Origin of the sequence: Streptococcus mutans (assembly GCF_006739205.1) — a bacterium.
GTDB classification, from domain to species: Bacteria; Bacillota; Bacilli; order Lactobacillales; family Streptococcaceae; genus Streptococcus; species Streptococcus mutans.
The window spans coordinates 1,607,113-1,632,931 of sequence record NZ_AP019720.1 but is presented as its reverse complement, the minus strand read 5'-3'; the positions used below and the strand labels follow the sequence as shown (position 1 = coordinate 1,632,931).

General features: G+C 37.2%; 22 protein-coding genes, 1 other RNA gene and 1 pseudogene. 21 read left to right on the top strand and 3 right to left on the bottom strand.

Annotated features, from left to right (window positions below; genetic code table 11):
• The first annotated feature begins 1 nt into the window (after position 1).
• The 15 genes from FNL60_RS08255 to pepC all read left to right on the top strand — a co-directional run bounded on the left by FNL60_RS08255 (position 2) and on the right by pepC (position 15,913).
• Positions 2–1,252, top strand: a complete 1,251-nt coding sequence (locus FNL60_RS08255; RefSeq protein WP_002280042.1) for a glutamate-5-semialdehyde dehydrogenase — start codon at positions 2–4, stop codon at positions 1,250–1,252.
• Positions 1,253–1,555: 303 nt separating this feature from the next.
• On the top strand, positions 1,556–2,506 hold the full coding sequence (gene rsmH / locus FNL60_RS08245; RefSeq protein ID WP_002280043.1) for a 16S rRNA (cytosine(1402)-N(4))-methyltransferase RsmH: 951 nt from the start codon (positions 1,556–1,558) through the stop codon (positions 2,504–2,506).
• A 9-nt stretch (positions 2,507–2,515) separates the two neighbouring features.
• Entirely contained in the window at positions 2,516–2,839 is a 324-nt protein-coding gene (ftsL, locus tag FNL60_RS08240; RefSeq protein WP_002262088.1) for a cell division protein FtsL, read from the top strand.
• A 3-nt stretch (positions 2,840–2,842) separates the two neighbouring features.
• The gene (pbp2x, locus tag FNL60_RS08235) at positions 2,843–5,092 is read left to right on the top strand and encodes a penicillin-binding protein PBP2X (protein ID WP_002265281.1); all 2,250 of its coding nucleotides are present in this window, start codon (positions 2,843–2,845) and stop codon (positions 5,090–5,092) included.
• 1 nt (position 5,093) lies between these two features.
• Positions 5,094–6,113 carry a phospho-N-acetylmuramoyl-pentapeptide-transferase gene (mraY, locus tag FNL60_RS08230; protein WP_002278857.1) on the top strand — a complete coding sequence of 340 codons (1,020 nt, stop codon included), beginning with the start codon at positions 5,094–5,096 and terminating at the stop codon, positions 6,111–6,113.
• A 33-nt stretch (positions 6,114–6,146) separates the two neighbouring features.
• Positions 6,147–6,377 (top strand): hypothetical protein, encoded by a 231-nt coding sequence (locus tag FNL60_RS08225; protein ID WP_002302302.1) that lies wholly within the window; start codon positions 6,147–6,149, stop codon positions 6,375–6,377.
• Positions 6,378–6,496: 119 nt separating this feature from the next.
• Positions 6,497–7,840 (top strand): DEAD/DEAH box helicase, encoded by a 1,344-nt coding sequence (locus FNL60_RS08220; protein WP_002280044.1) that lies wholly within the window; start codon positions 6,497–6,499, stop codon positions 7,838–7,840.
• Positions 7,841–8,080: 240 nt separating this feature from the next.
• Positions 8,081–8,902: a transporter substrate-binding domain-containing protein gene (locus FNL60_RS08215; protein WP_002280045.1), complete on the top strand. Its 822-nt coding sequence runs from the start codon at positions 8,081–8,083 to the stop codon at positions 8,900–8,902.
• 22 nt (positions 8,903–8,924) lie between these two features.
• Positions 8,925–9,728, top strand: a complete 804-nt coding sequence (locus tag FNL60_RS08210; RefSeq protein ID WP_002274320.1) for an amino acid ABC transporter permease — start codon at positions 8,925–8,927, stop codon at positions 9,726–9,728.
• Complete coding sequence (locus tag FNL60_RS08205) at positions 9,728–10,471, top strand: amino acid ABC transporter ATP-binding protein (RefSeq protein ID WP_002262094.1); 744 nt, start codon at positions 9,728–9,730, stop codon at positions 10,469–10,471. The genes FNL60_RS08210 and FNL60_RS08205 overlap by 1 nt, the downstream gene beginning before the upstream one ends.
• A 48-nt stretch (positions 10,472–10,519) precedes the next feature.
• A complete protein-coding gene (locus FNL60_RS08200) occupies positions 10,520–10,744 on the top strand; it encodes a DUF4059 family protein (RefSeq protein WP_002262095.1) in 225 nt (74 codons plus the stop codon).
• 62 nt (positions 10,745–10,806) lie between these two features.
• Positions 10,807–11,721, top strand: a complete 915-nt coding sequence (gene trxB / locus FNL60_RS08195) for a thioredoxin-disulfide reductase (RefSeq protein ID WP_002265673.1) — start codon at positions 10,807–10,809, stop codon at positions 11,719–11,721.
• A gap of 463 nt (positions 11,722–12,184) precedes the next feature.
• Positions 12,185–13,645, top strand: coding sequence for a nicotinate phosphoribosyltransferase (locus FNL60_RS08190; RefSeq protein ID WP_002267026.1), 1,461 nt, complete (start codon positions 12,185–12,187; stop codon positions 13,643–13,645).
• A complete protein-coding gene (gene nadE, locus FNL60_RS08185) occupies positions 13,642–14,466 on the top strand; it encodes an ammonia-dependent NAD(+) synthetase (protein WP_002267027.1) in 825 nt (274 codons plus the stop codon). Before FNL60_RS08190 ends, nadE begins: the two co-directional genes overlap by 4 nt.
• A gap of 112 nt (positions 14,467–14,578) precedes the next feature.
• Positions 14,579–15,913, top strand: a complete 1,335-nt coding sequence (gene pepC, locus FNL60_RS08175; protein WP_002263054.1) for an aminopeptidase C — start codon at positions 14,579–14,581, stop codon at positions 15,911–15,913.
• Between the two features lie 343 nt (positions 15,914–16,256).
• On the opposite strand, the pseudogene pbp1a reads toward pepC, so the two are convergent.
• Both pbp1a and recU read right to left on the bottom strand, forming a co-directional pair.
• A pseudogene (gene pbp1a / locus FNL60_RS08170) lies at positions 16,257–18,152 on the bottom strand (penicillin-binding protein PBP1A); the annotation flags it as partial.
• Positions 18,153–18,252: 100 nt separating this feature from the next.
• Complete coding sequence (recU, locus tag FNL60_RS08165; protein WP_002263052.1) at positions 18,253–18,846, bottom strand: Holliday junction resolvase RecU; 594 nt, start codon at positions 18,844–18,846, stop codon at positions 18,253–18,255.
• A 79-nt stretch (positions 18,847–18,925) separates the two neighbouring features.
• Here recU and FNL60_RS08160 point away from each other — a divergent pair, with 79 nt between their 5' ends.
• The 5 genes from FNL60_RS08160 (at position 18,926) to FNL60_RS08140 (ending at position 23,151) form a co-directional block, all read left to right on the top strand.
• A complete protein-coding gene (locus tag FNL60_RS08160) occupies positions 18,926–19,447 on the top strand; it encodes an SLOG family protein (protein WP_002267943.1) in 522 nt (173 codons plus the stop codon).
• A 105-nt stretch (positions 19,448–19,552) separates the two neighbouring features.
• The gene (gene gpsB / locus FNL60_RS08155) at positions 19,553–19,891 is read left to right on the top strand and encodes a cell division regulator GpsB (protein ID WP_002263050.1); all 339 of its coding nucleotides are present in this window, start codon (positions 19,553–19,555) and stop codon (positions 19,889–19,891) included.
• A 17-nt stretch (positions 19,892–19,908) separates the two neighbouring features.
• Positions 19,909–20,283: RNase P RNA component class B (gene rnpB / locus FNL60_RS08150), an RNA gene on the top strand.
• Between the two features lie 57 nt (positions 20,284–20,340).
• Positions 20,341–21,495 (top strand): THUMP domain-containing class I SAM-dependent RNA methyltransferase, encoded by a 1,155-nt coding sequence (locus tag FNL60_RS08145; RefSeq protein ID WP_002266358.1) that lies wholly within the window; start codon positions 20,341–20,343, stop codon positions 21,493–21,495.
• Positions 21,496–21,510: 15 nt separating this feature from the next.
• Positions 21,511–23,151: a cell division site-positioning protein MapZ family protein gene (locus FNL60_RS08140; protein ID WP_002279920.1), complete on the top strand. Its 1,641-nt coding sequence runs from the start codon at positions 21,511–21,513 to the stop codon at positions 23,149–23,151.
• Between the two features lie 160 nt (positions 23,152–23,311).
• Here FNL60_RS08140 and FNL60_RS08135 read toward each other — a convergent pair whose 3' ends face one another.
• Entirely contained in the window at positions 23,312–23,794 is a 483-nt protein-coding gene (locus FNL60_RS08135) for an S-ribosylhomocysteine lyase (RefSeq protein WP_002279921.1), read from the bottom strand.
• 144 nt (positions 23,795–23,938) lie between these two features.
• Between FNL60_RS08135 and FNL60_RS08130 the strand changes: the two genes are divergently transcribed.
• Positions 23,939–25,546 carry a ribonuclease Y gene (locus tag FNL60_RS08130; RefSeq protein ID WP_002263046.1) on the top strand — a complete coding sequence of 536 codons (1,608 nt, stop codon included), beginning with the start codon at positions 23,939–23,941 and terminating at the stop codon, positions 25,544–25,546.
• Positions 25,547–25,819: the final 273 nt, after the last annotated feature.

The window sequence follows — 25,819 nt, the reverse complement described above, 5'->3', positions numbered from 1 at the left end:
TATGGCAATTATTGATAATTTAGGACAAAATGCAAAAAAGGCTAGTTTTTTACTTGCTCAATTAGGTACGGAAGCGAAAAATACTGCTTTGCTTAAAGTGGCGGAAGCTTTGTTAGCAGAATTGCCTTATATTTTAGAAGAAAATGCTAAAGATGTCGCCTTGGCTCAAGAACATGGTATTAGCGCTATCATGGTAGATCGTTTACGTTTGGATGAGAAACGTCTGCAAGATATTGCTTCAGTTGTTCGTGATGTGGCTGCTTTAGGTGATCCCATTGGACAGGTTGTTCGTGGTTATACGAATATGGTTGGGCTGAAAATCATTCAAAAACGTGTGCCTTTAGGTGTCATTGCTATGATTTTTGAAAGCCGTCCCAATGTATCTGTTGATGCTTTCAGCTTGGCCTTTAAGACAGGAAATGCTATCATTTTACGCGGAGGCCGTGATGCTATTTGTTCCAATACAGCTCTGGTCAATGTGATTCGTCGGACACTCGCTAGCTTTGGACTTGATGAAAATGCAGTTCAATTAGTTGAAGATACCAGCCATGAAGTTGCCAAAGAGTTGATGGCTGCGGTGGACTACGTAGATGTTCTCATACCGCGCGGCGGTGCCCGTCTGATTCAGACCGTAAAAAAGGAAGCCAAGGTACCCGTTATTGAAACAGGTGTTGGCAATGTCCATATCTATGTTGATGAGTTTGCTGACCTTGACATGGCTAGCAAGATTGTTGTTAATGCCAAAACGCAGCGACCTAGTGTCTGTAATGCAGCTGAGGGGTTACTTGTCCATGAAAAAGTTGCTTCGGATTTCTTACCAAAATTAGAAGCGGCTATTAATCAAATACATCCAGTTGAATTCCGAGCTGATGATAGGGCACAAAAGATTTTGAAAAACGCTCAACCTGCCAGTCAGGAAGATTACGCGACAGAATTTTTAGACTATATCATGTCTGTTAAGATTGTTAACAGTCTTGGTGAAGCGATTGACTGGATCAATACCTATACCAGTCATCATTCAGAATCCATTATAACAAGAGATATTCAGGCAGCCGAACGCTTTCAAGATGAAGTGGATGCGGCAGCAGTTTATGTGAATGCTTCCACACGTTTTACAGATGGTTTTGTCTTTGGTTTGGGAGCAGAAATTGGTATATCAACTCAAAAATTACATGCCCGTGGGCCAATGGGTTTAGAAGCTCTAACCAGTACTAAATTTTACATTAATGGTAAAGGACAAATTAGAGAATAAATGATGATTAGAAGTGAAGTTCACAAGAGGAATGCCAGACAAAATTTTGAATAGAGAATGTAAATAAAACATCACTTATTTATTGTAGAATGGCGCTTGAGATAAAACAGATATGAAAATGAGAGCAGGACAAGTGGTGTTCATTTATAAACTGACCTTAGTCCTGCTTTTTTATGTGTTACAGAAGCTGTTTGATTTAAAGAAAGGCTGCTTTTAAAGACTGCCCATGCCTTCATCTTAGAAATAATAAGATAGCTTCTTTTTTGGTTTATTATAGAGTAAAAGTGTGGTAGAATAAAAGTTATGACTAATGATTTTCATCATATCACTGTGCTCTTGCATGAAACAATTGATATGCTTGACATCAAGCCAGATGGCATCTATGTTGATGCAACGCTTGGTGGTGCAGGACATAGTGAGTGTTTGCTTTCAAAACTTGGTAAAGAAGGTCATCTTTATTGTTTTGATCAGGATCAAAAAGCCATTGATAATGCTAAAATACGTTTGCAACAATATGTTAAGACTGGTCAAGTCAGCTTTATCAAAGATAATTTTCGACATCTAAAAAGCCGCTTGGCTGATGAGGGAATCTACGAAATTGATGGTATTTGCTACGACTTAGGAGTATCAAGTCCTCAATTAGATGAACGCGAACGCGGTTTTTCTTATAAGAAGGATGCACCGCTTGATATGCGGATGAATCAAGATGCACAGTTGACAGCTTTTGATGTGGTCAATACTTATAATTATCGTGATTTAGTACGCCTTTTCTTTAAGTATGGCGAGGATAAATTTTCCAAGCAAATTGCAAGAAAGATCGAAAGTGCCAGAAAAGAGAAACTGATTGAGACAACGGCAGAGTTAGCTGAGATTATTAAATCTGCTAAACCTGCTAAAGAACTAAAGAAGAAGGGTCACCCAGCCAAGCAAATTTTTCAGGCTATCCGAATTGAAGTTAATGATGAATTAGGTGCAGCAGAGGAATCTTTAACACAAGCCCTAGATTTGCTGGCTTTAAATGGACGAATAGCTGTCATTACTTTTCATTCCTTAGAAGACCGTCTCACGAAACAACTGTTTAAAGAAGTGACCACTCTTGATGTTCCTAAAGGCCTCCCTTTTGTTCCAGAGAACTTACAACCGAAATTCTCTTTGGTAAATCGCAAACCCATCTTACCCAATGCTAGAGAACTATCAGAAAATAATCGGGCACATTCGGCTAAATTACGGGTCATTCAAAAAATTCGAAATTAGAGAAATAATATGACAAATGAAAAACGGAGCGAAGCTCTCTCTCAAGCTTTACAAAAAAGAATCAAAACCTTTACCAGATTGGAAAAGGCTTTTTATGGTGCGATTATTATTACTGCTATCACACTGGCTGTTAGTATTATTTATTTACAAAGTCGCAGCCTACAAATTCAGCAGGAAATCAGCCATTTAAACAGCCAAATCAATGATAGAGAGACTGAATATAATAATGCTAAACAGGAAGTTAATGAACTGAGCCGCTATGATCGTATTGCGGAAATTGCTCAAAAAGCAGGTCTTACTGTGCAAAAAGATAATATTAAGAAGGTGGACTAGTCTATGAAAAATTTTAAAAAGAAATTTTTGGACTATGTTGTAGGCGACCGCAGAGTACCTAGAGAAAACCGTGAACGTGTTGGACAAAATTTAATGATTTTGTCTGTCTTTATCTTTTGTGTTTTCATTGTTAACTTTATTATTATTATTGGAACGGATCGGAAATTTGGTGTTAATTTATCTAAAGGGGCGTCCTCTGTTTATCAAACCGTTCAAAAAGTTCAGGCTAAACGCGGGACAATTTATGATCGTAATGGAAATCCCATCGCAGAAGATTCAACCACTTATAATATTTATGCTGTTATTGATAAATCTTATGTGTCGACTTCCGGTGAAAAATTATATGTTCAGCCTTCACAATATGATAAAGTAGCTGATATTCTTAACCAGCATTTAGGCATGGAAAAAGATTATGTTACTTCTCAGTTAAAACAAAAGAAGCTAACGCAAGTATCTTTTGGATCTAAAGGTTCAAATATTACTTATGGAACAATGACAGATGTCACCAAGGCACTTAAAGATGCAAAAATTAAGGGAGTCGCTTTTACAACAAGTCCCGGACGTATGTATCCTAATGGGACCTTCGCTTCACAATTTATTGGTCTAGCTCAGATTAAAGAAAATAAAGATGGTAGTAAGAGCTTAGTAGGTGCAACAGGCATGGAAGCTTCTCTTGATAAAATTTTATCTGGAAAAGACGGACAAGTGACCTACCAAAAAGATAAAAATGGAAACACACTTCTAGGTGCTGCCACAACTGTAAAAAAAGCTCAAGATGGCAAAGATGTTTATACAACATTGTCTGCTCCTATTCAGACTTATTTGGAAACGCAGATGGATGCTTTCCAAAGTAAGGCTAAGGGTGCTCAGGCGAGTGCTACTCTGGTCAATGCCAAAACAGGCGAAATATTGGCAACCTCACAAAGACCAAGCTTTAATTCTGATACAAAGGAAGGTTTGGATTCTAAAGATTTTTCTTGGCAAAATGCTCTTTATCAAACCAATTATGAACCGGGTTCAACAATGAAAGTCATGTTACTCGCTGCTGCTATTGATGAAGGGGTCTTCAATCCTAACGAAACTTATAATAATGCCAGTCTGTCTATTGCTGACGCTACCATCAAAGATTGGTCAGTTAATGAAGGTATTTCGCAAGGAGGCTATCTTTCTTTCGCTCAAGGCTTTGCTTATTCTAGTAATGTAGGAATGACGCTGCTAGAACAAAAAATGGGTAATGATAATTGGCTTAATTATCTCAATAAATATCGTTTTGGCTTACCAACACGTTTTGGAATGGGCAGTGAAGCCTCAGGCCTCCTTCCATCTGATAATATGGTAACGATTGCTATGAGTGCCTTTGGTCAAGGTATTGGAGTGACACAGACACAGATGCTCAGAGCCTTTACTTCTGTCTCTAATGATGGTGTTATGTTAGAACCGCAATTTATCACCAAAATTTATGATCCTAAAACGGGAAGCAGCCGTACGGCGAAAAAAGAAGAGGCAGGCAATCCTGTTTCAGCCGATGCAGCGAAACAAACACGGCAGTATATGGTAACAGTAGGAACAGACCCTAATTACGGGACTCTCTATTCAGCCAGTTTGGGTGGTCCAGTCATTAAAGTAGGCAATCAGTCTGTTGCAGTCAAGTCAGGGACAGCTCAAATTGCTTCTGGTGACGGTTCGGGTTACTTATCTGGAAGCAATGATTATATCTATTCAGTTGTTGCTATGGTACCATCTGATAATCCTGATTTCTTGATGTATGTGACATTACAACAACCAGAATCATTTAGTGTGTCCTTCTGGCAAGATGTTGTTAATCCTGTTTTGGAAGAGGCAACATTAATGAAAGATACGCTATTGGCACCAATTGAAACACCTGAAGATCAACAGACTAAGTATTATTTACCAAATGTTATTGGAAAAAACCCAGGTAATACGGCTGATGACTTACGTCAAAATCTTGTTCACCCAATTGTGCTTGGTACAGGAAATAAAATCATTAAAACGTCTGTAAGTGTTGGTTCGAATTTGAAGGAAAATCAACAGGTTTTACTATTAACCAGCCATTTTGATACTATGCCTGATATGTATGGCTGGAGCAAGAAAAACGTTAAGAAGTTTGAAGATTGGACTGGTATCAAGGTAACTTTCAAAGGGAAAAAATCTGGAAAAGTTACCGAACAGAGTGTTAAAGTTGGCAGTAAGCTTAAAAATTTGAAAAAAATAAGAATAACCCTAGGAGAATAACATGTTAACCACTACAATCATCGCAGGAATTATTTCTTTTATCTTAACCATTCTTGCCATGCCATTTTTCATCCGGTTCTATCAATTGAAAAAAATCAATGGACAACAAATGCACGAAGATGTGAAGCAACATTTAGCTAAGGCTGGGACTCCAACCATGGGGGGGACAGTGTTTCTTCTTGTAGCAGCTTTAGTTACCTTTATCTGTGCATTCGTTCTTCATATTACTGGAGGGCCTGCTTTTGGGGCCACCTTGGCTATTCTTTTTATTGTCTTAATTTATGGGACTATTGGATTTTTGGATGATTTCTTAAAGATTTTTAAAAAAATTAACCAAGGTCTAACAGCTTGGCAAAAAATGACCTTGCAGCTTATTGGCGGTCTTGTTTTCTACCTTGTTCATGTTAAACCAAGCGGTACAGATTCCTTAAATCTTTTTGGTTTTCCTTTACATTTGGGCGTGTTTTACATTATTTTTATTCTGTTTTGGGTTGTTGGTTTTTCAAATGCCGTCAATTTGACGGATGGTATTGATGGCTTGGCTTCCATTTCAGTGGTTATCAGTCTGCTAACTTATAGTGTTATTGCATATATGCAAAACCAATTTGATGTTCTCTTGATTATCATTTCCATGGTTGGTGCTTTACTAGGCTTTTTTATCTATAATCACAAACCAGCTAAGGTTTTCATGGGAGATGTTGGTAGTTTAGCCTTAGGAGCAATGTTGGCAGCTATTTCAATTACACTTCATCAGGAATGGACTTTACTGATTATTGGTATTGTCTATGTGCTTGAGACGGCTTCTGTGATGCTTCAAGTATCTTATTTTAAATGGACTAAAAAGCGCAAAGGAGAAGGGCAGCGTATTTTTAGGATGACACCTTTTCATCACCATCTTGAACTTGGTGGCTTACGTCTAAGAGAATCTGGTAAAAAGTGGTCTGAGTGGCAGGTTGATTTTTTTCTTTGGTCAATAGGTCTTCTCGGGAGTTTACTTATTTTAGCGATTTTATATTTATAAGAGAAGTTAATGAAAATTTAAAGAGTATGATTCTTGGTTTTAACCGTTATTTTAACAGCCTTTACTTTAGTAATACTAGTTAGGTCAGGAGATTTGCCTTATCATATTGGAGTTCTTATTGGAAGATTTATCCTCCCTGCTTTTTCTATTCTTGGGCTTTTCGAAAGAAAAATCATAATGATTTGCGACACTCTGAAAGTTAACTGCTATCAACTAACTTTCAGAGTGTTTTTTGTTGTTCGAAAAGATAATTTTGTGTTTTGAGAAAGTAAGAAGCAAACACATTGGAATATAAGACTTTTACTTTTAAACATACTGAGTTGTCGTTTTGCTTTCTTGGGCTTTTTAATGCTATAATTAAGTAGAACAATAAAGAGGTTAACATGTTATTTACAGATTTTAAATTTAAAAATTATATTAACAATGCTTTGGCAAACTTACATTTTGAAGGACCGACGGAGGTTCAAGAACGCCTGATTCCACTTATCTTATCTGGAAAAGATTTGGTTGGTGAATCAAAAACAGGATCAGGAAAGACTCATACTTTTTTGTTACCTATTTTTGAAAAATTAGAAGAAGATTCTTTAGATGTTCAAGCCGTTATCACTGCACCAAGCCGTGAACTCGCCAGACAAATTTATGAAGCTGCTAAACAAATTGCTCAATTTTCAGAACAAAATATTCGGCTTGCTAACTATATTGGCGGGACTGATAAACTTCGTCAAGTTGAAAAACTAAAAGCAACTCAGCCACAAATTGTGATTGGGACACCGGGTCGTATTTATGATTTAGTTAAATCTGGGCATCTTGATATCCATAAAGCTCATACTTTTGTTGTTGATGAAGCAGATATGACTCTTGATCTGGGCTTCTTAGATACAGTTGATAAAATTGCTGCAAGTTTGCCCAAAGATATACAGCTCCTTGTTTTTTCAGCAACCATTCCTCAAAAATTACAGCCTTTTTTGAAAAAATATCTAAATCATCCTATTATAGAAAAAATCAAGACCAGTACAGTCATTGCAGACACCATTGGCAATTGGCTGATTTCAACTAAGGGACGCGATAAAAATCAGCAAATATTAGAGATTGTAAAGAGTTTGAAACCCTATTTGGCCATTATCTTTGCTAATACCAAAGACCGTGTCGATGATCTGCACGCTTTCTTGTCTGCTAATGGTTTTAAAACTGCAAAAATTCATGGAGGAATTCCGCCGCGTGAACGTAAGCGGATTATGAATCAGGTTAAGCAATTAGATTTTGAATACATTGTAGCGACAGATTTAGCTGCACGTGGCTTAGATATTGAAGGCGTTAGTCATGTGATTAATGATGCGATTCCTCAAGATTTATCATTCTTTGTTCACCGTGTTGGCCGAACAGGCCGCAATGGTCTTTCTGGTACAGCTATCACGTTATATCAACCCAGTGATGATTCTGATATCAGAGAACTTGAGAAGTTAGGGATAGTCTTTGTTCCTAAAGTCTTAAAAAATGGGGAGTTTCAGGATACTTATGATCGGGATCGGCGCCTCAATCGTAAGAAAACGCAGGAAAAACTTGATCTGGAAATGATGGGTCTGGTCAAAAAGAAAAAGAAGAAAATCAAACCGGGATACAAGAAGAAAATTCAGTGGAAAGTTAATGAAAAACGTCGTAAAGAACGCCGTTCCGTTAAACGTGCCCAAAATCGTGCTAATCGTAAAGCTAAAAAACAACGTTTTTGATATATAGAGAGAAAAGTTGGGATTAAGTGTCCCAATTTTTAAATTTCGAATGCTTTAGTCCTATTTGGTAAGAATATTCTATTTTGACTAGATGGATATTATTTTTAGACTTGAGGAGTCTAGTATTTAAGTTGTGGAGTGATAGAAAAATATTATCACGGTGATAGGAAAAAACTATTATACAGAGCTTGTGTATCGTGATAGACTGAGATATGAAACTATTTTAGGAGAAATGATGATATGAAAATTATCAAAAGGTTAATGGTAGGACTTCTTTTAGCTAGCTTAGCCTTGGTCGCTTTTACCTTACCAGTGAAAGCTGCTTCACAGGAAACAATCACTGTAGCAACAGACTCAGATACAGCTCCTTTTACTTATAAAAAGGATAAAAAGTTTGATGGATATGATATTGCTTTGGTTAAGGCTATTTTCAAGGAGTCTAAAAAATATAAAGTTAAATTTGAAACAGTATCCTTTTCTTCTATTTTGACGGGGATAGACTCAGGACGTTATCAGTTATCGGCCAATAATTTTAATTACAGCAAAGAACGGGCAGAAAAGTATCTTTTTTCAAATCCAGTTTCAAAATCCAATTATGCCATTGCTAGTAAAAAAGGCAAATATAAGTCTTTAGATGATTTATCAGGCAAATCGGTAGAGGTTTATGCTGGTTCTAACTATGCTGCTATTCTTGAGAATTGGAATAAAAATCATACGGAGAAAACTGCTATTAAAATTCACTATGTCGCTAATACCGTTACCCTAACCCAACGTCTTCAAAATGTAGAAGCAGGGAAAATTGACTTTTTATTTTACGATGTTATTTCTCTTCAAACTGTTATTAAAGATCAAGCTATCAATTTGAAAGTTACCAATGTCAAGGGTAAGATTGGTGGTGAAAAAGACGGGTTGGAGTATCTCTTGTTTGCTAAAGATAAAACTGGAGAAAAATTACAGACTTTTGTTAATAAACGCTTAAAAGAGCTTAAAAAAGCAGGGATTCTAAAGAAATTAAGTCAGCAGTATTTAGCGGGTGATCGCGTTTCGCATTTACCTTATTAAAAGCGTTTAGAAAAGGAAAATTATGTTTAATCTATTATTAATGATAAATTGGTATGACAAACTTGTTGCCAGTTTACCTAACGGTAAATTATTCAGTTGGCGGGCAGTCTTTGATGCCATTCCATCTATTTTAGAAAAGCTGCCAACAACTTTAATTTTGACTTTAGGTGGGTCCATTTTTGGTCTTGTTTTGGCGCTTTTATTTGCCATTGTTAAACTTAATCGTGTTAAAATTCTCTATCCCATCCAAGCTTTCTTTGTTTCTTTTTTAAGGGGGACGCCGATCTTGGTTCAACTGATGTTGACCTATTATGGTATTCCTTTGTTACTAAAAGCCCTCAATCAAAAGATGGGGACTGATTTTAATATTAATGCTATTCCAGCATCTGTTTTTGCGATTACAGCCTTTGCTTTTAATGAAGCTGCCTACACTAGTGAAACCATTCGTGCAGCTATTCAATCTGTCAATTCTGGGGAAATTGAAGCAGCTAAGAGTTTGGGGATGACAACTGCTCAGGTTTACCGACGTGTTATCATTCCTAATGCAGCTGTGGTGGCAACTCCAACCTTGATTAATACGTTAATTGGCTTGACCAAGGGAACCTCTCTTGCCTTTAATGCCGGAATTGTTGAAATGTTTGCTCAGGCTCAGATTCTCGGTGGTAGTGATTATCGTTACTTTGAACGTTTTATTTCCGTAGCTATTATTTATTGGGGTGTTAGTATTATTATTGAACAAGTTGGTCGTCTTATCGAAAAGAAAATGGAGATTGTTTCTCCTGATCACATTGTTAAGGATCAAGCTGTGGAAGGAGGTGTGCGTTAATGATTCGCATTTCCAATTTAACCAAGGAATTTTCTGGACAAAAAGTCTTAGATGGTCTGAATCTGGATATTGAAAAGGGAGAAGTTGTAGCCCTTGTCGGTGCTTCTGGTGCTGGGAAATCAACCTTTTTACGCAGTATGAATTACCTAGAGCAGCCTGATTCAGGCAGCATTGAAATTGATGATTTTAAGATTAATTTCGATACTATTAGCAAAGAAGAGATTTTAACTTTGCGTCGTAAATTAGCCATGGTTTTCCAACAGTTTAACCTTTTTGAGCGTCGAACAGCGCTTGATAATGTTAAAGAAGGTCTTAAGATTGTTAAGAAATTGCCAGATGATGAAGCAACTAAAATTGCTAAAGAAGAATTAGCCAAGGTTGGACTTTCTGATCGGGAAAATCATTATCCGCGCCATCTTTCAGGAGGTCAAAAGCAACGTGTTGCTTTGGCTCGTGCTCTGGCCATGAAACCAGATGTTCTTTTGCTTGATGAACCAACTTCAGCGCTAGATCCAGAACTTGTTGGTGAAGTCGAAAAGTCAATTGCTGATGCTGCTAAATCAGGTCAAACCATGGTATTGGTTAGTCATGATATGAGCTTTGTTCGTCAAGTAGCGGATAAAGTTCTATTTCTTGAAAAGGGACATATTCTTGAGCAGGGAACGCCGGATCAACTTTTTAATCATCCTCAAGAAAAACGCACAGAAGAATTTTTTGCTAGTTACAAAAAAACCTTTATTTGATATAATAAGAATGCTCTTAATCAGAGTATTTTTATTTATGGTGGTAATATGTTAGTAGAGATTTTTAATTTGTATATTCAAGGTCTTCTTATGTCTGCTTTGGCAGTTATTTTAGTTAGTGCGGGTTGGATTCTTTATCGTGCTATTAGAAAAAAAGATAAGACTTCTAAAGAGCGTTTAACAATTTTATATGAAGCTTTATTGATAGATTTGGTCACCATTCCTATTTTGTCTTTTGCTTTTATGGCTATTATTCTAATGTTCAAAGCATAAAATTGGTAAATTTTATAAAATTGATTTAGAATGAAAGAACAAAAAAAGAAGGAAAGTAAGATATGTACGATACAATTATTATTGGCTCAGGTCCTGCTGGCATGACAGCTGCCCTCTATGCTGCTAGAAGCAATCTCAAAGTTGCTGTAATAGAACAAGGTGCGCCCGGCGGTCAAATGAATAATACCTCTGATATTGAAAATTATCCCGGTTATGACTTGATTTCTGGACCAGAACTATCAATGAAAATGCATGAACCACTTGAAAAATTTGGTGTTGAAAATCTCTATGGTATTGTAACCGCTGTTGAAGATCATGGTAATTTCAAGAAGGTCCTTACGGATGACAATAGCTATGAAACCAAAACTGTTATCATTGCTACAGGTGCTAAACACCGCCCTCTTGCTGTCGCTGGTGAAGAAACCTATAATAGTCGCGGTGTTTCTTACTGTGCTGTTTGTGATGGTGCTTTTTTCCGCGGCCAGGACTTGTTAGTTGTTGGTGGTGGCGATTCAGCCGTTGAGGAAGCTCTTTTCTTAACCAGATTTGCCAACAAAGTTACTATTGTCCATCGCCGTGATGAACTGCGTGCGCAAAAAGTATTGCAAGAACGTGCCTTTGCCAATGATAAAGTAGACTTTATCTGGGATTCTGTTGTTAAAGAAATCAAAGGGAATGATCTTAAGGTAACCAATGTTGATATTGAAAATGTCAAAACAGGTCAAGTAAACAATTATGCCTTTGGTGGTGTCTTTATCTATGTTGGCTTAGATCCTGTCTCAAGTATGGTTAAGGAATTAGATATCACAGATGAAGCTGGTTGGATTCCAACAGATGATCATATGAAGACGAAAGCAGCAGGCGTTTTTGCTATCGGTGATGTCCGCCAAAAAGATCTTCGTCAAATTACGACAGCTGTTGGCGATGGTGCCGTAGCAGCTCAAGAAGCCTATCAATATATTGTCAATAACTATTAAGGATTTGAAAATAAATCAAACAATGTCAAAGGTTAGGACAGTAAAGTGTGTCTCAAAAGTTAGATAACTACTCTAACATACAACTTTATCCTAACCTTTTTTGCTTATAAATAGAAAAATAATAAGTTGAATTTAAATTTGAGTTTCATTAAATTTATTTTTACTCCTTTTTAATTGTCTAATTACCTTAGCGTTTTTGTGTTATAATAGTAACAATAAACATAATTGAACACGAGCTGCGATCTGTGTCAAAAAGACAGCTTCTCCTAGAGTCCTGAAACTCTTCACGAACCTCCTATTTTGCCTTTGCTCGCAATGCTCTTTGTATCTTAATAATTGAACACGGGCTAAAAGCGTCGAGAAAAAGATAGCCTGCCTTATGTGCAAGCGCACGGTGTCAGCCTCCTATTTTCTTCTCGTTTTCTTAACGCCCTTTGTATCTTAATAAAAAAGGAGATAATGTATGTATAAGGATGATAGTTTAACCTTACATACAGATTTGTATCAAATCAATATGATGCAGGTCTATTTCAACCAAGGGATTCATAACAAAAGAGCTGTTTTTGAAGTCTTCTTTCGTAAGGAACCTTTTGCAAATGGTTATGCTGTTTTTGCAGGTTTAGAGCGAATGATTGCTTATTTGCAAGGACTGAGTTTTTCTGAAACAGACATTGCTTATCTAGAGGAATTAGGTTATCCTGCAGATTTTGTTGCCTATCTAAAAGAGTTTAAATTAGAATTGAGTGTTAAATCTGCTAAGGAAGGAGATTTAGTCTTTGCCAATGAGCCGATTGTTCAAATTGAAGGACCGCTTGCTCAATGTCAATTAGTTGAAACAGCCATTTTAAATATTGTTAATTTTCAAACCCTCATTGCGACAAAAGCTGCTCGCATTCGTTCTGTTATTGAGAATGAGCCGCTTTTGGAATTTGGTACGCGCCGTGCTCAAGAGATGGATGCAGCTATTTGGGGAACGCGCGCAGCAGTTATTGGTGGTGCTAACGCTACCAGCAATGTTCGTGCAGGAAAACTCTTTGGTATTCCCGTTTCAGGTACGCATGCGCATGCCCTTGTCCAAGCTTATGGTAATGACTATGATGCCTTTATGGCCTATGCTGGAACGCATAAAGACTGTGTCTTTTTAGTAGATACTTATGATACGCTGCGTTTGGGAGTGCCTGCGGCCATTCGTGTGGCTAATGAATTGGGTGATAAGATTAATTTCCTAGGAGTGCGCATTGATTCAGGAGACATGGCTTATCTTTCTAAAAAAGTTCGTAAATTGTTAGATGAAGCTGGCTATCCCCATGCTAAAATTTATGCTTCGAATGATCTTGATGAAAATACCATTCTCAATCTGAAAATGCAAAAAGCTAAAATTGATATTTGGGGCGTAGGAACAAAACTGATTACAGCTTACGATCAACCAGCTTTGGGGGCTGTTTATAAGATTGTTTCCATTGAAGATGATAATGGTGTGATGCAAGATACCATTAAACTCTCTAACAATGCAGAAAAAGTATCAACGCCCGGTAAGAAACAAGTTTGGCGCATCACCAGTCGTGCTAAAGGAAAATCAGAAGGCGACTACATTACCTTCACAGATACAGATGTCAATTCTTTGGATGAAATTGACATGTTCCATCCAACTTATACTTACATTAATAAAAAAATTCGCGATTTTGATGCCGTACCGCTTTTAGTTGATATTTTTGACCAAGGGAAATTAGTTTATACTCAGCCAAGTTTATCAGATATTCAAGATTATGCGCGCAGAGAATTTGATAAACTCTGGGATGAGTATAAACGCGTCCTCAATCCACAAGATTATCCGGTTGATCTGGCGCGTGATGTTTGGCAAAATAAGGTGAATCTGATTGATCGTATTCGTAAGGAAGCCTATGAGAAAGGTGACGTTAAATGAGTTTACAAGAAGATATTATTACTCAGTTGGGTGTTAAACCTAAAATTGATGCTCAAGAAGAAATCCGTAAATCCATTGACTTTCTTAAAGCTTACATGAAGAAGCATGGCTTTTTGAAATCTTATGTTTTAGGAATTTCAGGTGGTCAAGATTCCAGTCTTGCTGGTCGTCTAGCGCAACTTGCTATTGAGGAATTACGTCATGAAACGGGTGATAATGGCTATAAATTTATAGCTATCCGTCTGCCTTATGGTGTACAGGCTGACGAAGATGATGCACAACGAGCGCTCAATTTTATTCAGCCTGATGTCAGTCTTGCTATCAATATTAAACCTGCTGTTGATGGGGAAGTCGCTGCCTTAGCAGAGGCTGGAGTTCAAGTTTCTGACTTTAATAAGGGAAATATCAAGGCACGTCAGCGGATGATTAGTCAGTATGCTGTTGCTGGTGAAAATGGCGGAGCTGTCATTGGAACAGATCATGCTGCTGAAAACATTACTGGTTTCTTTACTAAATTTGGCGATGGTGGAGCTGATATTTTACCTTTATATCGTCTCAATAAACGTCAAGGTAAGCAGCTGTTAGCAGAATTAGGAGCTGATAAGGCTCTCTATGAAAAAATTCCAACCGCAGACCTTGAAGAAAATAAACCCGGTATCGCTGATGAAGTTGCCCTTGGCGTGACCTATAATGATATCGACGATTATTTAGAGGGCAAGCAAGTCTCCCCAGTAGCCCAGAAAATAATTGAAAATTGGTGGAACAAAACAGAACATAAACGTCATTTACCGATTTCTATCTTTGATGATTTTTGGAAGTAAATTGAAGAGTTTGGGACAAAAGTCCCAAACTCCTTCAATCTGTGCAACATCAAATGTTTGACGCAGTGGTTTATTGGAAGTTAGATAATTTTATTCAAACAAGGAGAGTCCCATGTCTCAATTAACACAAACATTTACAGATAAATTATTTGCTGATTATGAAGCAAATACTAAATTTCATGCTGTTGAAAATGCTGTAACCCATAACGGTTTATTAAAATCGCTTGAAACACGCCAAAGTCAAGTAGAAAACGATCATGTTTTTTCCATTGATTTGACCAAAGATGAGGTTTCTAACCAAAAAGCTTCTGGACGTTGCTGGATGTTTGCAGCACTCAACACTTTTCGTCACAAACTTATTTCAGACTTCAAGTTGGAAAACTTTGAATTGTCACAAGCCCATACCTTCTTCTGGGATAAATACGAAAAGTCAAACTGGTTCTTAGAACAAGTCATTGCGACAGCGGATGAAGAACTTGCTAGTCGCAAAGTGAAATTTCTGCTTGATACGCCCCAACAAGATGGTGGACAATGGGATATGGTTGTCGCTCTTTTTGAAAAATATGGTGTTGTGCCTAAATCGGTCTATCCAGAATCTATCTCATCAAGTGCTAGCCGTGAATTAAACCAATATCTCAATAAATTGCTGCGCCAAGATGCTCAAATTTTACGCCAAATCCTTGCAGCAGGAGCAGACAGTAAAGCTGTTCAAGCCAAGAAGGAAGAACTTTTACAAGAAATCTTTAATTTTCTTGCGATGAATCTTGGTTTGCCACCACGCCACTTTGATTTTGCCTATCGTGATAAAGATAATCATTATCAATCTGAAAAAAAGATTACACCACGAGCCTTTTATAAAAAATACGTTGGTCTTAATCTGTCAGACTATGTTTCGATTATCAATGCCCCAACGGCGGACAAGCCTTATGGGAAATCTTATACAGTTGACATGTTAGGTAATGTTGTAGGCAGCCCTGCTGTACGCTATCTCAATCTAGAAATGGAACGTTTTAAAGAGTTAGCTATTGCTCAGATGCGGGCTGGCGAAACAGTCTGGTTTGGCTCTGATGTGGGTCAGGTATCCGACCGTCAAAAGGGAATCTTAGCTACTAATACCTATGATTTTAAGGCTGCTATGAATATTGATCTGACACAAGACAAGGCTGGTCGTTTGGACTATAGTGAAAGCCTCATGACCCATGCTATGGTTTTGACTGGTGTTGATTTGGATGAAAATGGCAAAGCTATTAAATGGAAAGTCGAAAATTCATGGGGGGATAAGGTTGGTCAAAAAGGCTACTTTGTTGCTTCAGATGTTTGGATGGATGAATACACTTATCAAATCGTTGTTCGTAAGGAATTTCTTACTGCTGAGGAACTAGCGGCTTATGAAGAGGCACCACAAGTTCTGGCACCTTGGGATCCAATGGGGGCTCTCGCAAAATAAGAACTTACTAGTATAGTTTTGATTTTTGAAAAAGATGACGATGACATATGATATACTTAGATTGGATATTTAAAGGCACACTCTAATACCAAGAGTGTGCCTTTAAAATAATTATTTATGGATTAGAAGATGTCGTAGCATCAGAACTTGATGAAGATGAGTCACTAGACGCTTCTGTAGTTTGATTATTATTTTGATCGTTATTGTTTGAATCAGAAGAAGATGATGAAGAAGATGACGATGAAGTTGCAGGAGCTGCACCATACCTACTATTTGACCCACTTGAACCATTTAGGTAAAGATAACCACCGCTGCGATAGAGACCGTCAGGCATGGTCCAATCAGAATTACCTGAGCTAGAAAGATAAGCCATCATAGTACGATAGACTTGCGCAGCAATTTTCATACTGTCTCCGTAAACAGGCATTAAGCGATTTTTATATCCTGTCCAAACAGCCATTGAATACTGAGGTGTATAACCAACAAAGTTTTCATCTGGAGCAATAGTACCAAGTCCATAAGGATTAATACCAAGTTTTTCAGACATCTCTACCAATTCATTGTCATCATAGTTGGATGTTCCTGTTTTACCTGCTTGATAAAGACCAGGAATAGCAGCCTCAGTACCAGTACCATATGTTAATACTGTTTTTAACATATCTGTCATCATGTAGGCTGTCGTTTCTTTCATCGCACGATTGCCTTTAGCATCATAGGTCTCTGATGTTCCATCCTTAAATTCTATTTTATTGACGTATTGTGGTTCATAATAAGTTCCACCATTAGAAAAAGCAGCATAAGCGGCGGCCATTTTTTCACTGCTGGCACCATACTTTTGTTCTGAACTACTTGTATTACTTGAAATGGCGTTTGAATAACGCATCTCAGGATAATCAATACCGAGACCGCTTAAGAAACCTTTGGCAGTATCTAATCCAGCGGCATCAATAGCTCTGACAGCAGGGACATTACGAGATTGTTGGATAGCCGTTTGGATAGTCATCCAACCATTATAACGATGATCCCAGTCATAGACTTGTGTTGTTGTACCTGGATAATAATAGACCGAGTCATTTAGCATCTGTGCAGTTGTCGTAAAAGCTTCGCTTTCAAGAGCAGGGCCATATGCTGAAATAGGTTTCATGGTTGATCCCCAGTCACGATCAGTTAAGACAGCCTGATTGGTACCAAAAGAAACATTAGTATCTTGATGGCGTCCGCCAAGCTGTGCAATAACTTTACCATTAGTAACATCCATAACAGTAGAAGCAACTTGGAAATTATCATCAGGATAAGCAATATATTCATTTGTATTATAAATGTTCCAGAGATATTGCTGTGCATCGGCATTAACATTTGTATAAACCTTCATGCCTGCTGAAAAGATATCTTGACCAGTACGTTTTTTCACCTCTGAAATAACCTGTTTCAGATAATTATCCATATATTTTGGATAACTAGAAGAGCGTTTCAGTTCTTGCAGGCCATCAGAAATTGGTGTTGCTACTGCAGCATCATATTCTCGTTTTGTAATTTTTTTATGTTTATACATCTGTGACAAAACGGTATTGCGTCTGCTTGTAGCTGCCTTTGGCTGAGCGTAAGGATCATATTGTGTCGGTGCTTGCGGAATACCTGCAAGTGTCGCTAGCTGGGCAATTGATAAGTCTTTAAGATCCTTGCCATAATAAGACTTTGCAGCAGTGCGCATTCCGTAATTCCCATTACCCATGTAAACCTTATTGACATAAAAAGTTAGAATCTCTTCTTTCGTGTATTTTTTCTCCATTTGTAGAGACAGCCAAACTTCTTGAGCTTTACGTTTTAAGGTCTGATCAGACTCTTTAGTAGAGAAATAGGCCAGCTTGATAAGCTGCTGATCAAGAGTGGATCCCCCTTGAGTTGATTTATGAAGTAAATTATTCCAAGCTGCACCAATAATACGATAAATGTCGACACCACGATGTTTAAAGAAACGGTGATCTTCAATAGAGGTAACGGCATTTACTAACTTCATTGGAATATTGTCTGAAGAAATACTTTCGCGCTTTTCAGCACCTAAATCAGCAATCAGATTATTATTGCTATCATAAACCAAGCTAGAATTAGTAGCTTTAAGTTTAGCTTCTGATAATTTAGGAGTACTGCTGACATAATAGGTAAACAGAAGACCTCCAATTATAATGGCTAGAATAATAGCACTTAAGAGAATACCTAGTCCGTATTTTAAAACTGTCATTCCAAAATTTTTGTCAAATTTAAACTCTTTAAAATTTGGTTTTTTAAAGTTAAGGTTTTTTAATTTGGATTTGTCAAATTTAAACTTGTTGAATTTGATTTTAATCACCGCCTAAAATGTTTTTATCAATAATATCTAAGTAAGGAACCTGAGGAAAAGCTGACACATTCACCTGATAACCATTTTTTTTGATATAATCAAGTGGCATGGACTTCCCGCCATTATCAATCCGATAAAAATGGATTAGATGGGAGGCTGGAAGCAAATAGGTCTCCCTAAGTGTGGAAAAATGCAGTAAGACAAAGCAAATACCTTTTTGGTCTAAAACTTGTGACATATGTTTGATCTGATGTGCATGAAAGTTTTTCATGGGAATAGATGTCTTATGTCTGGTCTCTTTTGCTTCAAAATCAATGTAATATCCTTTATAGACTCCTGAGTAGTCGGTTGTTGAAGCCTGCCTAAAATAAGCCTCAACAATTTTAGCACGACTTCGTCTAGGATAATCAACCCTTACAATTTGAATAGGAGTTGGTTTTTTATGGATAACAGCTATTTTTTGTGATAAATAGTAGTTATTTGTCGCATTTATAGCTGCTTCAAAGGACATTCCACGATTGGCAAAATTGATTGTTTTAGATATTTGACTAGGTTTGCTTTGTTTACGAATGAAATGATGAGGATAGTTGACCATAGCTCTCCTAACTCTCCCATAAGTATTCATAATATAAAACACTACTATTATATCATAAAATTGAAAAGGACAACAGTTTATGACGACAATTCTTGTAACGGGTTATAAAAATTTTGAATTGGGAATTTTTCAGGATAAGGATCCTAAAATAACAATTATCAAGAAAGCAATTAAGCGAGACTTCATTCATTTTCTTGAAGAAGGAGTGGATTGGTTTGTTTTTATGGGTAATTTGGGCTTTGAGTACTGGGCTTTAGAGGTTGCTTTAAGTCTCCAAACAGAATATGATATGCAACTGGCTACTATCTTTCCCTTTGAAAATCATGGAGAGCACTGGAGTGAAGCTAATCAGGAAAAGCTCTTTAAATTTAAACAGACAGACTTTGTAAAAAGTAGCTATAAACGTTATCAAAATTCCTATCAATTTAAAAAATATAATCAATTTTTGTTGGAGAATACGGATAGAGCTTACCTATTTTATGATAAAGATAAGGAAACGAATTTAAAATATCTTTATCAAATGATGACAGCTAAGGATAACTATCCTGTGAGCCTGCTTACTTTTGAAGATTTAGATGACATCGTTCAGGACTTTGATTAGAATTGTAATATAAAAGACTTGATTTTTGAAATAATTTTCTGTATGATTAAAAATGATGGAACAGCTGTAAGCTGGTCGAAATGATATGTTTGGAGAGATAAAAGTATGGCAAGTATTATGTACACCCCTAAAGATATTTTTGAACAAGAATTTAAATCTAGCATGCGTGGCTATGATAAAAAAGAAGTTGACGAATTCCTTGACGATATTATTAAGGATTATGAAACCTATATTTCCACAATCGAAGAATTGCGTCAAGAAAATACGCGCTTAAAAGAAGAAGTAAAACAAGCTAAAAAACGTCAAGAGGCCGCTCAAACAACAGTATCTCCAGCAGCTTCTGTAAGTTCTAGTCGTGTGGCGACTACCGCTACAAATTTTGATATTTTAAAACGTATCAGTCGTTTAGAAAAAGAAGTTTTTGGTAAACAAATTACCGAATAGATTAAGAAAACGATGCAATTTTTGGATAATCGCGTGGTAAATATTGCAATTTTATCATGAGGAAAGTCCATGCTAGCACTGGCTGTGATGCCAGTAGTGTTTGTGCTAGACAAAAAAATAAGTCTAGGGATGTGCTTTGCGCATTACGGCGGATAAAATGGCTAAGTCTTTGATAGGCCGGAGTAATTCTGAAAGTGCCACAGTGACGTAGCTTTTATGGAAACATAAAAGGTGGAACGCGGTAAACCCCTCAAGCTAGCAACCCAAACTTTGGTAGGGGCATGGAAAAGCTGGAAAAAGAACGGTCTTTTCTGACTGCATAAGCAGTAGACAGATGATTATCAAAAAAGGTGGTACCTAGTCACCTTTGGAACAAAACATGGCTTATAGAAAATTGCATAATAGGTGAGCTAGCTTTGGCTAGCTTTTATTGTCTTTAGTGAGGAATCATGAAAAAAACTTTCAATTTAGTAGCAACTGCAGCAGCAGGTATTGAAGCTGTTGTCGGTAAAGAATTAAGAAACTTGGGTCTTGATTGTCAAGTAGAAAACGGCAGGGTTCTTTTTAAAGGAAATATTGAGACTATTGCTAAATCCAATCTCTGGCTGCGTTCAGCAGATCGAATCAAAATTGTAGTGGGAGAATTCCCTGCCAGAACATTTGAAGAACTGTTTCAGGGAGTCTATGCTCTTGATTGGGAAAATTATTTGCCTTTGGGCTGCCAATTTCCTGTTGCTAAGGCTAAATCCGTCAAGTCAAAGTTACATAATGAGCCGAGCATACAAGGAATTACGAAAAAGGCCGTTGTCAAGAAATTACAACATTATTTTCATAGACCTGACAGTGTACCTCTGCCAGAAAATGGGCCTGAGTTTAAAATAGAAATCTCTCTCCTTAAAGATCAGGCTAGAGTTATGATCGATACAACAGGACCAAGTCTATTCAAACGTGGTTACCGTACTGAAAAGGGTGGAGCTCCTATCAAAGAGAACATGGCAGCGGCTATTATTCTCTTAAGTAACTGGTTTCCTGATAAGCCTTTTGTTGATCCAACTTGTGGTTCAGGAACCTTTTGTATTGAGGCTGCTATGATTGGTATGAATATTGCACCTGGATTTAATCGTGATTTTGCTTTTGAAGAATGGCCTTGGGTGGATGAGGCACTTGTCACCCGGGTTCGTAATGAGGCAGATGAACAAGCAGACTATGATATTCAACTTGATATTTCAGGCTTTGATTTTGATGGCCGTATGGTAGAAATTGCTCGGAAAAATGCTAGAGAAGTTGGTCTTGAAGATGTTGTCAAATTGAAACAAATGCGTCTTCAAGACTTTAAAACCAATAAAATCAACGGTGTTCTCATTTCAAATCCACCTTATGGGGAAAGATTGCTTGATGACAAAGCAGTTGACATTTTGTATAATGAGATGGGTGAAACATTCGCTCCTTTAAAAACATGGAGTCAGTTTATTTTGACTAATGATACTGATTTTGAACAAAAATTTGGTAGAAAAGCGGATAAAAAGCGTAAGCTTTATAATGGAAGCTTAAAAGTTGATTTATATCAATTTTATGGTCAACGTGTCAAACGTGTGCTTAGATAGAAAGGCGGGAAGTGCGTGTCAGAAAAGGAAAAAAATCCAATAGAAAACAGTGAGAGCAAAGACAGTCTTGATTTTCAAGATGCCAAGGAAATGACAGTTGGTGAAGCAGTTCGTAAAGATTCCGAAATTAAGGCCGGTGTAACTGAAGAAGATAGTGTTCTAGACCGTTATATTAAGCAACATCGTGATGAAGTAACCGCACGGAAATTTGATACTAGCAGTGATGATTTTGAAAGCATTGATACTAGCACACTTGATAATTTTATTAAGCAACAGCGTCAGGAATTAGTTGACACAGGTTTAATTGATCCCATTGAGGAGCCAGAAGAAGAAATACCTTCTGAATCAGCGATTTCTGCTGACACTGCTAAAGAGCAGAGCCTAGAAGATACCATTGTGGCACCAGCTATCAATCCGAATCAGGAGATCTGGAAGAAAGACGAATTTGATGATGTTCCTTTGTCAGATACGCAAGAGACTGCCAAATTAGATACTGAGGAGAAGTCTAGTTTTTTGACTGCTCCAACTTCTGATTTGGATAAGGATGATGTTGGGAATTCTGAAGATTTTGATGAAGATGATGAAACAAAACCGCCTTTTTATAAGCGTAAAAAAGTAATCATGGCATCATTTATTGTTTTACTTTTATTGGCTGCTGGTGCTACATACAGTGTTTATCAATTGAGCCATCACACAGCAAAAACTAAGAGAACAACAAAATCAACGTCAACAAAGAAATCAACAGATTTTACAGCAGCTTCTAAAAGGTTTGAAAAGTCTTATACGGCTTTCTTTGCGGATGCAAAGAGAACAAAGTTAAAAAACAATCAATTTGCTAACTTGCCTAAATTAGAAAAACATTTGAAAAAACTTAAGGACAGCAAATATTATGACGAGGCTAAAAAGAAGTATGAAAGCTTGAAGCGTCAAATTTCAGCGATTAATGCTGTAAATGGGAAATTTAAAACAACTGCCATTCTTAATGGTGATAAAAAAGCAGCTGCTGTTAAAGATAATGCTAATTTTGATGATATTTCAGAAAAGAGCTTAAATACAGGAAATGCTACATTAGATGCCCTTTTGAAATCTGTCATTGCTGATGGACGCAAACAATTAGAAGCTAATAATAAGAAATCAGGAAGCTCAGCTGCTTCATCAAATGCTAACAGCGGTACATCATCAAATACTGAAGGCAGTAATCAAAATGCTCAAGCTCCAGCTGCTGACTCCAATATACCAGCTAATGGCTCATCTGGATCTAATAATACATCTGGTAGCACATCACCAAGTACACCTGCTGCTCCAAATAATGGGACATCAAATGCAGGTGCTTCTGGTTATGGTATTTCCAACTATGATGTTTCTAAGCTGCAACGTGATCGTAGTCGAGTTCCTTATGACCAATCTAAGATTGCTGATAGTAACAATTCAGCTTGGGCCTTTAATGCAGGTATTTTAGAAAAAATAGTAGCTATTTCACAACAACGTGGTTATATTACAGGTAATGACTATATTCTTGAGAAAGTTAATATTATCAATGGTAATGGTTATTACAATATGTTTAAGCCAGATGGGACTTACCTTTTCTCAATTAATTGTAAAACAGGTTATTTTGTGGGAAATGCCGCCGGTCATTCGGATAAATTAGATTATTAAAAAAGAATGAGATGTTTAAAAGTGTTAGAGAGATACTTTGGATTATTTGCTTAAGAAAGACAAACATTGTTATCTTTTCATATTTTAAGACCAAATATTAAATAGGATGAATATCCCTTGACTACTCAGTAGCAGTTAGGGTATCCATCCTATTTTTATTTTACACTAGATGACGCTCAAAAGGATCATCTGAAATGCCTTGTTTTAAAATCAGCTTTGCCCATTCTTTAGCTGAAAAAAGGCTATGATCTTTGTAATTCCCACAGGACTCAATAGTTGTTCCAGAGACATCTTTCCATGAGATTGTATTAGCAATTTCTTCTAAACTTGCTTTGATGACTGTGGCTATTTGGGTTGTTGTATGCTTACCCCACATGATGAGATGAAAACCAGTACGACAGCCAAAAGGGGAACAGTCAATCATCCCGTCAATACGCTGACGAATCAGCTTAGCCAGTAAATGTTCAATAGTATGAAGGCCTGCAGTCGGAATAGAGTCTTCATTAGGCTGTACTAAGCGAATATCAAAATTGGTAATAAGATCGCCTTTAGGTCCAAACTCTTCTGAAATAAGACGGACATAAGGGGCTTTTACAGCAGTGTGGTCAAGTTCAAAGCTTTCAACAGTAACTTCTTTTGTCATAGTAAACTCCTTTTAGTTTTATGATAATCATATCATAATTTAGAAAATGTTGCTGATAATTTTAGATTGTAGAAAATGGCATTTTATGATAAACTATAATTTGGATTTTCTAATCGAAATCCAATAATATTTTGAGGTAAAAGCATGTTAAATATTCTTTTAACTCTTGTTTTCTCCCTCATTGGTTTGGTTATTGGTTATGCAGTTATTTCGGCTCGTTTAAAGAAAGCTAAAGAAACCGCAGAACTGACTCTTTTAAATGCAGAACAAGATGCTGTCAATGCTCGCAGTAAAGCTGAAATGGATGCTGAGCATATCAAAAAAACGGCAGAACGTGAAAGTAAGGCCTATAAAAAGGAACTGCTTATAGAAGCAAAAGAAGAGGCTAGAAAATATCGTGAAGAGATTGAAAAAGAATTTAAGTCTGAAAGACAAGAGCTCAAACAAATGGATGCGCGTTTGACAGAGCGTGCAGCATCTCTTGATCGTAAAGATGAAAATCTAAGCAGCAAAGAACAATTGCTTGATAGTAAAGAGCAAAGTCTATCCGATAAATCTAGGCATATTGATGAGCGTGAACTACAAGTTAAACAATTAGAAGTTAAAAAGGCTGAGGAACTTGAGAAAATAGCGTCCTTAAGTCAAGAACAAGCACGCGGTATTATTCTTTCGGAAACAGAGAAAAATTTAGCACATGATATTGCGAATCGTATTAAAGAAGCAGAGCGTGAAATCAAAGATAGAACGGATAAAACGGCTAAAGATTTGTTAGCTCAAGCTATGCAACGTCTAGCAGGAGATTATGTAGCTGAACAGACCATTACGACAGTTCATCTCCCTGATGATAGCATGAAAGGTCGTATTATCGGCCGCGAAGGTCGTAATATTCGAACGCTTGAGAGCTTGACAGGTATTGATATTATTATTGACGACACACCAGAGGTGGTTGTTTTATCAGGCTTTGATCCTATTCGTCGAGAAATTGCTCGTATGACTTTAGAAGCGCTTATCCAAGATGGCCGTATTCATCCTGCTCGAATTGAAGAATTAGTTGAGAAGAATCGTCTGGAAATGGACAATCGGATTCGTGAATATGGTGAAGCTGCCGCCTTTGAAATTGGTGCTCCCAATCTTCACCCTGATTTGATTAAACTGATGGGACGTTTGCAATTTAGAACGTCTTATGGACAAAATGTTCTTCGTCATTCTGTTGAAGTTGGTAAATTAGCTGGACTTTTGGCCAGTGAGTTAGGTGAAAATGTTGATTTAGCTCGCCGTGCCGGTTTTCTACACGATATTGGAAAAGCTATCGACCGTGAGGTTGAAGGCAGTCATGTTGAGATTGGAACAGAATTTGCTCGTAAATACAAGGAAAATCCTGTTGTGATTAACACTATTGCTAGTCACCATGGTGATGTGGAAGCTCAATCGGTCATTGCTGTTTTAGTTGCTGCTGCTGATGCGCTCAGTTCAGCTCGTCCGGGTGCTCGCAATGAGTCTATGGAAAATTACATCAAACGTCTGCGTGATTTGGAAGAAATAGCAACAAGCTTTGATGGTGTTCAAAATAGCTATGCCTTGCAAGCAGGCCGTGAAATACGCATTATGGTTCAACCAGAAAAACTTTCTGATGATGATGTCACCATTTTAGCTCACAAGGTTCGTGAAAAAATTGAAAACAATTTGGATTATCCAGGTAATATTAAAGTTACAGTCATTCGTGAACTTCGTGCGATTGATTATGCTAAATGAGAAAAGCAGGGGTAGGAACAAAATGTTCCGCCCTTTTATTGTGCAGTGGTTTCCGTTTAACACAGCGGTTGGTCGGAAATCCCTGTCTAATTCCATGAAGGAAAGTTTGTGTCAATACCCAATTAACTTTGCAAAAAGTGAGACGATAAGATCAAAATTAGGAAGTGTGTGGTGCTGTATTTTAATCGGATTGTATCAAGGAATTTAGGCATACTTTTGTTCGCTCCAAAACTTAAAAAAGCTATAAACAGGCTTTGTACGGTATGGGCACTT

What these genes read in the sequence shown, in the direction of transcription:
- trxB (WP_002265673.1), top strand. Translation starts at nt 10,807, where the DNA reads ATGTACGATACAATTATTATTGGCTCAGGTCCTGCTGGCATGACAGCT.
- gpsB (WP_002263050.1), top strand. Translation starts at nt 19,553, where the DNA reads ATGGCAAGTATTATGTACACCCCTAAAGATATTTTTGAACAAGAATTT.
- pepC (WP_002263054.1), top strand. Translation starts at nt 14,579, where the DNA reads ATGTCTCAATTAACACAAACATTTACAGATAAATTATTTGCTGATTAT.
- FNL60_RS08145 (WP_002266358.1), top strand. Translation starts at nt 20,341, where the DNA reads ATGAAAAAAACTTTCAATTTAGTAGCAACTGCAGCAGCAGGTATTGAA.
- FNL60_RS08130 (WP_002263046.1), top strand. Translation starts at nt 23,939, where the DNA reads ATGTTAAATATTCTTTTAACTCTTGTTTTCTCCCTCATTGGTTTGGTT.
- recU (WP_002263052.1), bottom strand. Translation starts at nt 18,846, where the DNA reads ATGGTCAACTATCCTCATCATTTCATTCGTAAACAAAGCAAACCTAGT.
- FNL60_RS08200 (WP_002262095.1), top strand. Translation starts at nt 10,520, where the DNA reads ATGTTAGTAGAGATTTTTAATTTGTATATTCAAGGTCTTCTTATGTCT.
- nadE (WP_002267027.1), top strand. Translation starts at nt 13,642, where the DNA reads ATGAGTTTACAAGAAGATATTATTACTCAGTTGGGTGTTAAACCTAAA.
- FNL60_RS08190 (WP_002267026.1), top strand. Translation starts at nt 12,185, where the DNA reads ATGTATAAGGATGATAGTTTAACCTTACATACAGATTTGTATCAAATC.
- ftsL (WP_002262088.1), top strand. Translation starts at nt 2,516, where the DNA reads ATGACAAATGAAAAACGGAGCGAAGCTCTCTCTCAAGCTTTACAAAAA.
- FNL60_RS08205 (WP_002262094.1), top strand. Translation starts at nt 9,728, where the DNA reads ATGATTCGCATTTCCAATTTAACCAAGGAATTTTCTGGACAAAAAGTC.
- FNL60_RS08160 (WP_002267943.1), top strand. Translation starts at nt 18,926, where the DNA reads ATGACGACAATTCTTGTAACGGGTTATAAAAATTTTGAATTGGGAATT.
- pbp2x (WP_002265281.1), top strand. Translation starts at nt 2,843, where the DNA reads ATGAAAAATTTTAAAAAGAAATTTTTGGACTATGTTGTAGGCGACCGC.
- FNL60_RS08220 (WP_002280044.1), top strand. Translation starts at nt 6,497, where the DNA reads ATGTTATTTACAGATTTTAAATTTAAAAATTATATTAACAATGCTTTG.
- rsmH (WP_002280043.1), top strand. Translation starts at nt 1,556, where the DNA reads ATGACTAATGATTTTCATCATATCACTGTGCTCTTGCATGAAACAATT.
- FNL60_RS08135 (WP_002279921.1), bottom strand. Translation starts at nt 23,794, where the DNA reads ATGACAAAAGAAGTTACTGTTGAAAGCTTTGAACTTGACCACACTGCT.
- FNL60_RS08210 (WP_002274320.1), top strand. Translation starts at nt 8,925, where the DNA reads ATGTTTAATCTATTATTAATGATAAATTGGTATGACAAACTTGTTGCC.
- FNL60_RS08255 (WP_002280042.1), top strand. Translation starts at nt 2, where the DNA reads ATGGCAATTATTGATAATTTAGGACAAAATGCAAAAAAGGCTAGTTTT.
- FNL60_RS08215 (WP_002280045.1), top strand. Translation starts at nt 8,081, where the DNA reads ATGAAAATTATCAAAAGGTTAATGGTAGGACTTCTTTTAGCTAGCTTA.
- mraY (WP_002278857.1), top strand. Translation starts at nt 5,094, where the DNA reads ATGTTAACCACTACAATCATCGCAGGAATTATTTCTTTTATCTTAACC.